Origin of the sequence: Aquamicrobium defluvii, assembly GCF_004363725.1 — a bacterium.
Taxonomy (GTDB): Bacteria; Pseudomonadota; Alphaproteobacteria; order Rhizobiales; family Rhizobiaceae; genus Mesorhizobium; species Mesorhizobium defluvii.
The window spans coordinates 1-12,307 of record NZ_SNZF01000041.1 but is presented as its reverse complement, the minus strand read 5'-3'; the positions used below and the strand labels follow the sequence as shown (position 1 = coordinate 12,307).

General features: G+C 64.9%; 11 protein-coding genes. 3 read left to right on the top strand and 8 right to left on the bottom strand.

Annotated features, from left to right (window positions below; translation table 11 throughout):
• Positions 1-11 precede the first annotated feature (11 nt).
• The 5 genes from atpA to DES43_RS20245 all read right to left on the bottom strand — a co-directional run bounded on the left by atpA (position 12) and on the right by DES43_RS20245 (position 5,707).
• On the bottom strand, positions 12-1,541 hold the full coding sequence (gene atpA, locus DES43_RS20265; RefSeq protein WP_035032995.1) for a F0F1 ATP synthase subunit alpha: 1,530 nt from the start codon (positions 1,539-1,541) through the stop codon (positions 12-14).
• Positions 1,541-2,101 carry a F0F1 ATP synthase subunit delta gene (locus DES43_RS20260; RefSeq protein ID WP_035032993.1) on the bottom strand — a complete coding sequence of 187 codons (561 nt, stop codon included), beginning with the start codon at positions 2,099-2,101 and terminating at the stop codon, positions 1,541-1,543. Before DES43_RS20260 ends, atpA begins: the two co-directional genes overlap by 1 nt.
• Positions 2,102-2,336: 235 nt before the next feature.
• Positions 2,337-2,732, bottom strand: coding sequence for an AGROH133_08824 family phage infection protein (locus DES43_RS20255; RefSeq protein WP_035032990.1), 396 nt, complete (start codon positions 2,730-2,732; stop codon positions 2,337-2,339).
• Between the two features lie 67 nt (positions 2,733-2,799).
• Complete coding sequence (locus DES43_RS20250) at positions 2,800-3,498, bottom strand: aspartate/glutamate racemase family protein (RefSeq protein WP_035032986.1); 699 nt, start codon at positions 3,496-3,498, stop codon at positions 2,800-2,802.
• A 25-nt stretch (positions 3,499-3,523) separates the two neighbouring features.
• Complete coding sequence (locus DES43_RS20245; protein WP_035032983.1) at positions 3,524-5,707, bottom strand: primosomal protein N'; 2,184 nt, start codon at positions 5,705-5,707, stop codon at positions 3,524-3,526.
• Positions 5,708-5,797: 90 nt separating this feature from the next.
• Here DES43_RS20245 and fsa point away from each other — a divergent pair, with 90 nt between their 5' ends.
• The gene (gene fsa, locus DES43_RS20240) at positions 5,798-6,451 is read left to right on the top strand and encodes a fructose-6-phosphate aldolase (RefSeq protein ID WP_035032980.1); all 654 of its coding nucleotides are present in this window, start codon (positions 5,798-5,800) and stop codon (positions 6,449-6,451) included.
• A 101-nt stretch (positions 6,452-6,552) separates the two neighbouring features.
• Here fsa and DES43_RS20235 read toward each other — a convergent pair whose 3' ends face one another.
• Positions 6,553-7,134: an LPS assembly lipoprotein LptE gene (locus tag DES43_RS20235; protein ID WP_035032978.1), complete on the bottom strand. Its 582-nt coding sequence runs from the start codon at positions 7,132-7,134 to the stop codon at positions 6,553-6,555.
• Complete coding sequence (leuS, locus tag DES43_RS20230) at positions 7,121-9,748, bottom strand: leucine--tRNA ligase (protein ID WP_035033076.1); 2,628 nt, start codon at positions 9,746-9,748, stop codon at positions 7,121-7,123. Before leuS ends, DES43_RS20235 begins: the two co-directional genes overlap by 14 nt.
• Before the next feature lie 153 nt (positions 9,749-9,901).
• Here leuS and DES43_RS20225 point away from each other — a divergent pair, with 153 nt between their 5' ends.
• Positions 9,902-10,564 (top strand): YggS family pyridoxal phosphate-dependent enzyme, encoded by a 663-nt coding sequence (locus DES43_RS20225; RefSeq protein WP_035032975.1) that lies wholly within the window; start codon positions 9,902-9,904, stop codon positions 10,562-10,564.
• Positions 10,565-10,644: 80 nt separating this feature from the next.
• On the opposite strand, the gene DES43_RS20220 is transcribed toward DES43_RS20225, so the two are convergent.
• Complete coding sequence (locus tag DES43_RS20220) at positions 10,645-11,751, bottom strand: branched-chain amino acid ABC transporter substrate-binding protein (RefSeq protein WP_035032973.1); 1,107 nt, start codon at positions 11,749-11,751, stop codon at positions 10,645-10,647.
• A 339-nt stretch (positions 11,752-12,090) separates the two neighbouring features.
• On the opposite strand from DES43_RS20220, the gene DES43_RS20215 reads away from it, so the two are divergent.
• On the top strand, positions 12,091-12,307 hold a 217-nt coding region (locus DES43_RS20215; protein WP_280960266.1), incomplete at its 3' end, for an acetyl-coenzyme A synthetase N-terminal domain-containing protein.

Here is a 12,307-nt window from a genome sequence, read left to right as displayed (position 1 = left end):
TGCGTTCAGGGTCAGGCGAAGGTCTTGGCGAACGCGTCGACCTCGGCCTTCAGCTTGCTGCGCAGGTCGTCCGACAGCGCCTTTTCCTTGCGGATGCCGTCCAGCACTTCCTTGCCGACCGTGCGCAGGTGCGAAAGCAGGCCCTGCTCGAAACGGCTGACATCGGCGACAGGGAGCTTGTCGAGGTAACCGTTGACACCCGCGAAGATCACCGCGACCTGCTCTTCGGTCTTGAGCGGCGAGAACTGCGGCTGCTTGAGCAGCTCGGTCAGGCGCGCACCGCGATTGAGCAGACGCTGGGTAGCCGCGTCGAGGTCCGAACCGAACTGGGCGAAGGCGGCCATTTCGCGATACTGGGCAAGCTCGCCCTTGATCGAGCCGGCAACCTGCTTCATCGCCTTGATCTGGGCGGCGGAGCCCACGCGCGACACCGAAAGACCGACGTTCACGGCAGGGCGGATACCCTGAAAGAACAGGTTGGTCTCAAGGAAGATCTGGCCGTCGGTGATGGAGATCACGTTGGTCGGGATATAGGCCGACACGTCGTTGGCCTGCGTCTCGATGACCGGCAGCGCTGTCAGCGAACCGTTGCCATTGTCGTCGTTCAGCTTCGCGGCGCGCTCCAGCAGGCGGGAGTGCAGGTAGAACACGTCGCCCGGATAGGCTTCGCGGCCCGGCGGGCGGCGCAGCAGCAGCGACATCTGGCGGTAGGCCACGGCCTGCTTGGAGAGATCGTCATAGCCGATCAGCGCGTGCTGGCCGTTGTCGCGGAAATACTCGCCCATGGTGCAGCCGGTGAACGGCGCCAGATACTGGAGCGGGGCCGGATCGGAAGCGGTGGCGGCGACGATGATGGAGTATTCGAGCGCGCCGCGCTCTTCCAGAACCTTCACGAACTGGGCAACGGTCGAACGCTTCTGGCCGACGGCGACATAGACGCAGTAGAGCTTTTCCGACTCGGGGCCGCTGTCGTGGATGGCCTTCTGGTTCAGGATGGTGTCCAGAATGATGGCGGTCTTGCCGGTCTGGCGGTCGCCGATGACCAGCTCGCGCTGGCCGCGACCGACCGGGATCAGGGCGTCGATGGCCTTGAGGCCGGTCGACATCGGCTCGTGCACCGACTTGCGCGGAATGATGCCGGGCGCCTTGACGTCGACGCGGCGGCGCTCCTTCGACTTGATCGGGCCCTTGCCGTCGATCGGGTTGCCCAGCGCGTCGACCACGCGGCCGAGCAGTTCGGGACCGACCGGCACGTCGACGATGGCGCCGGTGCGCTTGACGGTGTCGCCTTCCTTGATGTCGCGGTCGTTACCGAAGATAACGACGCCGACATTGTCGGCTTCGAGGTTGAGCGCCATGCCGCGGATGCCGCCGGGGAACTCGACCATCTCGCCGGCCTGGACGTTGTCGAGGCCGTAAACGCGGGCGATGCCATCACCGACGGACAGAACCTGGCCGACTTCGGAAACTTCGGCTTCCTTGCCGAAATTCTTGATCTGGTCTTTCAGAATTGCGGAGATTTCCGCGGCGCGGATGTCCATCAGCCGACCTCTTTAAGTGCAAGCTTGAGCGAATTGAGTTTGGTTTTGAGCGATGTATCGATCTGGCGCGAACCCATCCTGACAACCAGACCACCGAGCAGGCTCGGGTCGACGGTGACATTGATGACCACGTCCTTGCCGGCAACGCTCCTGAGCGCAGCCTTGAGTTCATTCTGCTGGGCAGCCGTCAGCGCATGCGCCGCAGTCACGTCGGCAGACGCTTCACCGCGATGCTCGGCGGCGATGCGGCGGAACGCCTGGATCATGCCGGGAACGGCGAACAGGCGGCGGTTGCGGGCGACGACGCGCAGGAAATTGCCGGCGAGACCGCCGACCTTCGCCTTTTCGAGAATCGCCGAGATGGCGCGCTCCTGCTCGTCCGCCGCGAAGACCGGGCTTTCGATCAGGCGACGCAGGTCGGCACTGCCGGCCAGCATTGCCTCGAAGCTGCCAAGATCAGCCTCGACCCTGGCAACGGACTTGTCTTCGAGAGCAAGCTCGAAAAGCGAACTGGCATAGCGTTCGGCAACGGCGGAGATTGGCGAGGACGTTTGGGCCACGGTCCGTCTTTTCTCATGTCTGACAGGCCGCAGATTGTTGGCGCGAGTGAAAACTCTGGCTAAATCTTTGACCTTGCTTACGTTTTCTCAAAGCTAAAGGGTCGGCTTCCGCTTCCCCTAGCTGAAAGTCGGTTGCCCTCTAGCATACGCCTCCCAAGACCGCAATCCATGGAGGGGCGTCGATTCCGGCACTTTTGTCGCATCCGCTTGACGAATGGGTTTACGGCTCCGCGATTCAGGGCCAGAAACCGAAGGAAAAAGCCAGCGGAAGCGCCGCCAGCAGCAGATCGACCGTCAGGGCGGCCCAATTGTAGGGCGTGTTGGCGCCGTCACTCATCATGCCGAGCATCCGCCCAAAAGCTGTGAATAGCCACGAAAAACCGAGCGCCATGTAAAGAAGAGGCTGCGCCAGCAGCACGGCGGTGAGGCCAAGGCCCAGATAGAAGCCGGCGAAGCGGCTGCGCCCCTCGACGACGGCCTCCGGCTTATCAGGATGCGGCTGGAGCCGAAGCAGCCGGAAGCCGAGCCCCGGCGCAAGAAACAGGATGAGCCCCAGCGCCAGCGTTACCACAGCGCTTGTCCATGCCAGCCACTCGCCCTGGCTCATCGGCCACGGAAACGAAAATTCCATTGCGGTTCCTCGCTCTTGCCGGAAAGTCCGGCGTTGTCATGGTCTGCCAGACTGCCAGATTCGCCGCCTATCCGTCATCCAGCGCGAAAGCGATTGCCGCCTCGGCGTGGATGGCCGTGGTGTCGAAAACCGGAATATCGAAATCGGGCTGGCCGACCAGCATGGTGATTTCCGTGCAGCCGAGGATCACGCCATCGGCTCCCCGGGAGCGCAGGCGCGCGATCTCGTCCAGATAGACGGCTTTCGATTCGGGCTTCACGAGGCCCCGGCACAACTCGTCATAGATGATGCCGTGCACCTTCGCGCGGCCCGCTTCATCCGGCACCAGCGCCTCTATGCCGTAACGGTCCGCCAACCGCTGCCTGTAGAAATCCTGCTCCATGGTGAAGCGGGTGGCGAGAAGCGCCGGCCGTTTTGCCCCGCTTCGCCGGATGGCCCCGGCGGTCGCGTCGGCAATGTGCAGGAGCGGGATGGAGACGGCCGCCTCGATCTCATCGGCCAGCTTGTGCATGGTGTTGGTGCATATCACCAGACACTCCGCGCCCGCCGCTTCAAGCTGGCGCGCTGCCCCGACCAGAAGCCGCCCCGCGCCCTGCCAGTCGCCGGCATGCTGAAGCTCCGCGATTTCCGCGAAATCCACCGAGACCAGCACCAGCTTTGCGGAGTGCAGACCACCCAGCCGCTCCCGCACGAGTTCATTGAGAAGACGATAGTAGATCGCCGTGCTTTCCCAGCTCATGCCGCCCAGAAGGCCGATGGTCCTCATTGCCTGTCTCCTCCTGCCGGATCCGTCACAGGAAACTTTGCGGATCGATGTCGACCTGCACCCTGATCTGGCCGCGCACCTTCGGTCCTGCCGCCAGCATGGCCTTGATGAAGCCCTGCATGTCGGCGCGTCGTTCGCCATGCACCAGCAGCCGGAAGCGGTGCCGCCCGTTGAGCAGCGACAGCGGCGCCTCGGCCGGTCCCAGCACGAATATGTCGGAAGCGTTCGGCGCGGCAAGCCGCAGACCTCGCGCGTGCCCTTCGGCCTCGGCCCGCGTCGGCGCGCTGACGATGATGCCGGCGAGCCGTCCGAACGGCGGCAGGCCGGTGCGCTCGCGCTCGGCGATCTCGCGCTCGTAGAACAGCTCCGAATCGCCTGAGACGATTGCCTGCATCACCGGATGGTCGGGCTGGTAGGTCTGCAACAGGCCAAGGCTCTTCTTGCCCGTTCGGCCGGCCCGGCCCGTCACCTGGCTGAGGAGCTGGAAGGTGCGCTCGGAGGCCCGCGGATCGCCATTGGCGAGGCCGAGATCGGCGTCCACCACGCCGACCAGCGTCATATTCGGGAAATTATGGCCTTTGGCGACCAGTTGCGTGCCGATCACGATGTCGGCATCGCCATTGGCGATGGCTTCCAGCTCCAGCCGCAGCCGGCGAACGCCGCCCAGAATGTCCGATGACAGGACGATGGTGCGCGCGTCCGGGAAATGCGCCACCACCTCCTCCGCGATGCGCTCCACCCCCAGTCCGCAGGCGACGAGATGGTCGAGCGTGCCGCATTCGGGGCAGGCGTCGGGCCGCCTTTCCGTATGGCCGCAATGGTGGCAGACGAGCTGGCCGCGAAAGCGGTGCTCGACCAGCCAGGACGAGCAGACCGGGCAGCCGAAGCGGTGGCCGCAGGCGCGGCAAAGCGTCAAGGGCGCATAGCCGCGCCGGTTGAGGAACAGCAGCGACTGCTCGCCCTTTTCCAGCGTCGCCGCCATCCTTTGCAGCAGAAGCGGCGACAGGAAGCCGCCCCGCGCCGGGGGCGAGCGGCGCATGTCGATGGTGCGCAGATCCGGCAGCGCCGCATCGGCGAAGCGCGACGACAGCACCACGCGACCATAGCGCCCCTGAACGGCGTTGACGCGGCTTTCCACCGATGGCGTGGCCGAGGCCAGCACCACAGGAAAGCCGCCGATATGGGCGCGCACCACGGCCATGTCGCGGGCATTGTAGAACACACGGTCTTCCTGCTTGTAGGCGGGGTCGTGCTCCTCGTCGACGACGATCAGGCCAAGTTCCTTGAATGGCAGGAACAGCGCCGAGCGCGCGCCCGCCACCACCTTCACCGTGCCTTCGGCCACCTGCCGCCAGACCCGCTCGCGCATGCGCGGCGGCAGGTCCGAGTGCCATTCGGCCGGTTTTGTGCCGAAACGATTCTGGAAGCGCTCGAGGAAGGCGTGGGTCAGCGCGATTTCCGGCAGCAGGATCAGCACCTGCCTGCCCTTCTCCAGTGCCGCCGCCACCGCTTCGAAATAGACCTCCGTCTTGCCGGAGCCGGTCACGCCGTCGAGCAGGGTGACGCGGAAATCGCCCGCTTCGACGCCGGCTCGCAGATCGTCAGCGGCCGCGCGCTGGTCCGGCATCAGTTCCGCCGCCGCATAGGACGTGTCGGGCGCGGGGACCACCGGGCGCGGCGGGATCATCACCGTCTCGAACACGCCCTGCTCCCTCAGCCCGTCTATGACGGAGGAGGAAACGCCGGCGGCATGGGCAAGCCCGGAGCGCGTCCAGGCAAAACCGTCGGCGGCAGCGGCCAGCACCCGCTCGCGCGCCCCGGTCATCCGGTCGGGCCGCCGGTCGGTAAGCTGGATGCCTTCGGTCCACGGCTCGGGGTCGAAGGCTTCCGGCGCGCGCAAAAGCATGCGCGCCACCATGCCGGGCGGCGAAAGCGTGTATTGCGCCACCCAGTCGACGAAGCGGCGCATGTCGCGGCTGATCGGCGGGCAGTCGAACACCTGCTCGATGGGCCGTAATTTGCGGGCATCGACCGGATCGGCCCCGCCGTCCCAGACCACGCCCGCCACCTGCCGCGGCCCCAGCGGCACGCGCACGATCGACCCCGGCACCACACGCATTCCCTCCGGAACCGCATAGGTATAGGGACGTTCTGCAGGCATGGGCACCAGCACGGGGGCTGCGGCCGAAAAGGGCGAATCCTGGTTCATCGCGCGTGACCTTGCATCGTCTTTGGTCTAAAGCAAACGCCGATAGCGCGTGCGCCCTCTCCGCACGCCGGAGTCTTCAAGGAGACCGTAATGAAGTTCTTCGTCGATACCGCCGATATCAAGGAAATCCGTGAGCTGAACGACATGGGGCTGGTCGACGGCGTCACCACCAATCCCTCGCTGATCCTGAAATCGGGCGGCAAGATCGATGAAGTGACGCGCCATATCTGCGACATCGTTTCCGGCCCCGTCTCGGCAGAAGTCACCGCCACCGACTATGACGGCATGATGGCCGAGGCAAAGGTGCTGGCGAAGATCGCCGACAATGTCACCATCAAGGTGCCGCTCACCCTCGACGGGCTCAAGGCCTGCAAGGCGATCCGCTCCGAGGGCCGCATGGTCAACGTCACGCTCTGCTTCTCGGCCAACCAGGCCCTGCTCGCCGCCAAGGCCGGCGCGTCGTTCATCTCGCCCTTCGTCGGCCGTCTCGACGACATCGGCATCGAGGGCATGGACCTGATCTCCGAGATCCGCCAGATCTACGACAACTACGACTTCAAGACGGAAATCCTGGTGGCCTCGGCGCGCACCGTGAACCACGTCAAGGACGCCGCCCTGATCGGCGCCGACGTCATCACCGCCCCGCCGGCCGTGCTGCGCTCGCTGGTCAGGCATCCGCTGACCGACAAGGGCCTGGAAGCCTTCCTCGCCGACTGGGCCAAGACCGGCCAGAAGATCGGCTGACATCGCCAGATCCGCATCGCCGGGTCGATCCCGGCGGGCGGCATGACTCGCCGGCTTTGAAGCGAACCCGCTGCGGCCCGCCGGTCCGGTGAGAGAAAGACTTACTTCCGCTTCGCCAGATCCTGCGCCAGCGCCAGCCGCAGCACTTCGGCCAGTTCGCGCGCGGCGCGGTTTTCCGCATCGAGCTGCGCGCGATAGGTGGCGAATTCCTGCTTCGGGCGGTCGAAGGACGACGAGATCGAACGCTTGCCGGCCCCGACCAGCTTTCCGGTTGAGACTTCCGTCAGCCGGTAGTCCGCCGTCAGGGTCACGGTGCCCGCGCTCGGCTCGTCCTGATCCCTGGTGACCTGGATCGAAGCCGCGGACTGAACCAGTTCGGTCACGCCGAGATCGAGCGAATAGACCGGCGTCGAGGGTTCGCCCCTGCCGTGGGTGAGGCCGAAGATGAGGTTGTTGCGCACCTGCTGGGCGTAACGCGTCTTCACCGGCTTGACCGAGATCGACGCCAGTTCTTCCGTAGCGACCGTCTGGCCGCCGACGGAAAGCGGCTGGCTGGAATAAAGCGGCTGCACCGTGCAGGCCGAAAGGAACGCCGCCGAAAGCAGCGCCGCCCCTGCCGCCAGATTGCCGGCGCGCACGCCGATCCTGCCCATCGTCCGCTTGGCTGTGTCAGGCAACGACATTCACGATCCTCTGCGGCACGACGATGATCTTGCGCGGCGTCTTGCCCTCCAGCGCCTTCTGCACGAAGTCGAGGCCCATGACCGCCTGTTCGACCGCAGCTTGATCCGCGTCGCGGGCAATTGTCAAATCCCCGCGCTTCTTTCCGTTCACCTGAACGGGCAGAACGACCTCGTTGTCCACCAGAAGCGCAGGGTCGAAGTCCGGCCACGGACGCGCCGCCACCAGACCCTCGCCGCCGATGGCGTGCCAGCATTCCTCGGCCAGGTGCGGCATCATCGGCGCCAGCATGGCGATCAGGAATTCCAGCCCTTCGCGCACGGCGGGCGCGCGTTCGCTCTTGCCTTCGCCAACCGCCGCCACTTGCGGCGACAACAGGTTGGTGAGCTCGTAGAGGCGCGCCACCGCGCGGTTGAAATGCAGCCGCTCGATGTCCTCGCCGACAGCCTTGAGAATCTTGTGCGCGCCGCGCGAGACCGCCAGCGCGTCACCCTCGGTGCCGGTTTCCGGCGCAACGCCGCTGAGCACCGGCACTGCGTCGGACACCAGACGCCACACGCGCTGCACGAAGCGATGGGCGCCTTCGACGCCGGCCTCGGTCCAGATCACGTCGCGCTCAGGCGGTGAGTCCGACAGCATGAACCAGCGCGCCGTGTCGGCACCGTAGCTGGCGATGATGTCGTCGGGGTCGACCACGTTCTTCTTCGACTTCGACATCTTCTCGATCGAGCCGATGCTGACCGGGGTTCCGTCGGAAAGCAGGCTTGCCCTGCGCTGCCCGTCGACCTCCTCGATGCGCAGTTCGGCCGGCGAGACCCAGCCCTGCGGCCCCTTGTAGGTCTCGTGCACCACCATGCCCTGCGTGAACAGCCCCTCGAACGGCTCCTCGACCACATTGACGTGGCCGGTCGCCTTCATGGCGCGGGTGAAGAAGCGCGAATAGAGCAGATGCAGGATGGCGTGCTCGATGCCGCCGATGTACTGGTGAACCGGCAGCCAGCCATTCTTGCCGTCGACATAGGCGAGATCGGTCGGCGCCTTCTCATTCTTCGGATCGGTGAAGCGGGCGAAATACCAGGACGAATCGACGAAGGTGTCCATCGTGTCGGTGTCGCGCCGGGCGGCCCCGCCGCAGTTCGGGCAGGTCGTGTGCTTCCACGTCGGGTGGTGATCGAGCGGATTGCCGGGCTTGTCGAAGGTGACATCCGTCGGCAGTTCCACCGGAAGCTGATCCTGCGGCACCGGAACGGCGCCGCAGGCATCGCAGTGGATGACCGGGATCGGGCAGCCCCAGTAGCGCTGGCGCGAGATCAGCCAGTCGCGCAGGCGGAACTGCACCTTGCGCTTCGCCTGCGGGCGGCCGCCAAGGTCGGTGCCCTCCAGCCGCTTCGCCACCTCGTTGAAGGCGTCCGCCGGGCTCATTCCGTCGAGGAAGCCCGAGTTGATCATCGTGCCGTCGTCGGAATAGGCTTCGTCGGCGATCCGGAAGCTCGCCGCATCGACGCCCTCGGGCTTCACGACCGGGCGTACCGGCAAGCCGTATTTGTTGGCGAAATCGAGGTCGCGCTGATCGTGCGCGGGGCAGCCGAACACCGCCCCGGTGCCGTAGTCCATCAGCACGAAATTGGCCACGTAGACCGGCAGCGTCCATTCCGGATCGAAGGGATGGACGACGCGGATGCCTGTATCGACGCCCTTCTTTTCCGCCGTCTCCAGGGTGGCGACAGAAGTGCCCATGTGGTGCACCTCGTCGATAAAGGCGGCGATCCGGGGATTGCCCTCGGCCGCCTTCTTCGCCAGCGGATGATCGGCCGACACCGCCATGAAGGAAGCGCCGAAGATCGTGTCGGGCCGGGTGGTGTAGACCTCCAGCTCGGTCTCGCCCGCCGGCGCGGTCGCCGCATCCAGCTTCCAGCGCAGCAGCAGGCCCTCGGACCGGCCAATCCAGTTCTGCTGCATGATGCGGACCTTTTCCGGCCAGCGGTCGAGCGTATCGAGCCCGTCCAGCAGATCCTGGCTCATGGACGTGATCTTGAAGAACCACTGCGTCAGGTCGCGCTGCTCGACCGGAGCGCCGGAGCGCCAGCCCTTGCCGTCGATGACCTGCTCGTTGGCGAGCACGGTCATGTCCACCGGGTCCCAGTTGACCTTGGCCGCCCTGCGCTCGACCAGACCCGATTTCCAGAAATCGAGGAACATCTTCTGCTGATGGCGGTAATAGGACGGGTCGCAGGTCGCCAGCTCGCGCGACCAGTCGAGCGAGAGGCCCATGGTCCTGAGCTGGCCCTTCATCGTCTCGATGTTGGCGTAGGTCCAGTCGCGCGGATTGACCTTGTTGTCACGGGCGGCGTTCTCAGCCGGAAGTCCGAAGGCATCCCAGCCCATCGGATGCAGCACGTTGAAGCCCCTGGCCCGCTTGTAGCGCGCCACGACGTCGCCCATCGTGTAGTTGCGCACATGGCCCATATGGATGCGCCCGGACGGATAGGGAAACATCTCGAGCACATAGTATTTGGGCTGCGGGTCGTCGTTCTTCGTCTCGAACAGCTTCTCGGCATCCCATGCCTTCTGCCATTTGGGTTCGGACGCGCGCGGATTGTATCGTTCGGTTGCCATGACCGGTTTTTCTTCTAAAAGCATGCTGGAAGCTGCCGCATGCATGCGGGCAGCGGGGACATGCCCCGGTCTTCACCATGGTTTGCGGGACCCGTCAACCGTAAGGCGTGCCCGAGGGGCAAAATCGGGATTTCAGGACAGCAGGATTTCGACATGAGCGATGCGGTTGAACGGCTTGCACAGGTGAAGGACAATATCGGCAAGGCCGGGCGCGCGGCTGGCCGCGAGGCCGGATCGGTCGCGCTCGTCGCCGTCTCCAAGACCTTCACGGCGGACGACATCCGCCCGGTCATCGAGGCCGGCCAGCGGGTGTTCGGCGAAAACCGCGTGCAGGAAGCGCAGGGCAAGTGGTCGGCGCTCAGGCAGGAATTTCCCGACCTGGAGCTGCATCTCATCGGCCCGCTGCAATCCAACAAGGCAAAGGAGGCGGTCGCGCTCTTCGATGTCATCGAGACCGTGGACCGCGAGAAGATCGCCGCCGAACTGGCGAAGGAGATCGCCAGGCAGGGCCGGGCCCCGCGCCTTTATGTGCAGGTCAATACCGGTTCCGAACCCCAGAAGGCAGGCATCGGGCCGAAAGAGGCGGTCGCCTTCGTCAATCGCTGCCGCGAGGTTCACGGGCTGGCAATCGAGGGGCTGATGTGCATCCCGCCCGCAGACGAGAACCCCGGCCCGCATTTCGCCCTGCTGGAAAAGCTGGCCCGCGAGGCTGGCGTCGGCAAACTCTCCATGGGCATGTCCGGCGACTATGAGCTTGCCGTCGCTTTCGGCGCCACCAGCGTGCGCGTCGGATCGGCCATCTTCGGCGGCCGGTAGCTCCGAAAAAGCACATATAACCTCAAGAAGAAGGGCCGGAGCGCAAAGCCCCGGCCCTTCCCAGTTCGATCCGTCCGGATTTACTCGGCGGCGACGATCTTGCCGGCTTCCCACTTGAACAGCGAGAAGCTCGGCGAGCTCAGATCGCCGTTTTCGCCATAGGTCAGCTTGCCGATCGCGGTCGGAATTTCGCTGCCATCCTTGAGCGCGGCTGCAACGGCAGCGGTATCGTCGGCCTTGCCGGCCTTCTCGATACCCGCCTTGAGCACTTCGACCGCGGCATAGGCGTTGAGCGTGAAAGCTTCCGGCGGGATGCCCTTCTCTTTCAGCACTTCGACGGCAGCAGCCGAATCCGGGTTCTTCAGCGCGTCGGACGCGTTGGTGAACAAAGTGCCGGCAGCGGCTTCGTTGCCGATCGCCCAGTATTCGGTGTTCGACAGGCCCTCGCCGCCGATGATCGTCGCCTTGACGCCGGCATCGGCGAGCTGGCGGGCGAGCAGACCGCCCTCGGGGTGATAACCGCCGAAATAGATCACCTCGGCACCGTCGGACTTCAGGCGCGTGACCAGCGCCGAAAGATCCTTCTCGCCCGGATTCAGCGAGTTGTGGCTCACTTCCGTCACGCCGCCGGCATTGATGCCCGCCTTGAAGGCATCGGCCAGACCCTTGCCGTAGGTGCCCTTGTCGTCGACGATGGCGACCTTCTTGTCCTTCAGGTTCTTCACGACATAGGCAGCGGCGACCTCGGCCTGCTGGTCGTCGCGTCCACAGGTGCGCAGCACGTTGGTCAGGCCGCGCGCGGTGAGATCCGGCGCCGTGGCAGTCGGCGTCACCATCAGCACGCCGTTTTCGGCGAACACGTCGGAAGCGGCCATGGCGACACCAGACGTCACCGGGCCGACCACATAGTGCACACCCTCGCCCACCAGAAGGTTGGCGGCCGAAACGCCCTGCTTGGGATCGCCCGCATCGTCGGCCAGCTTGATCACCACCTGCTCGCCAAGGATGCCGCCATCCTTGTTGATCTTCTCGACCGCGGCCTCGGCTCCGTTCTTGACCTGCTCGCCATAGGCGGCGACCGGGCCTGTCAGCGGGGCCACGACACCAATGACGATGTCGGCCTGCGCGCCGGATGCGAAAGCCAGCGAGGCGAACAGTGCGACGCCGGCCAAAAGCTTCTTTTTCATGATAGTGCTCCCTGTTACCCGAACCCCGATTGGAAGAACCTCGATCCGTACGATCCGGTTCAACGAAGTCCTGAATTTCAGGCATAACGGCTGTGCCGCGACTTGGCAATCGCCCACCGGATGGCGGGCTCCGCAATGCCTGCCTATCGCTTGGGCCAGCAAGGCGACACTGCGCAGGCGGCCACGCCATGTCGCAATGCCGCAACGATAAATCCCGACAATCGAATGTCTAATATTGCCGTTGAGGCAGCAATGTTAATAATGCGCGCAGATTTCGCGGCAGGAGGCCGCGCCCAGTACCCGATCGACGGGTCATGTTCGCCGGGAGGAAAGCCTGTAATGTCCGATACCAATATCTACCGTGTGCAGCCATCGTGGAAGCGTGCGGGTACGCTGGACAACGAGACGTATCTTAGGTGGTACGCCGAGAGCGTGAGCGATCCTGATGCGTTCTGGGGCGAGCATGGCAGGCGCATCGACTGGTTCAGGCCCTATACGGTGGTGAAGAACGCCAGTTTCGAGGGTGATGTTTCGATACGGTGGTTCGAGGATGGCG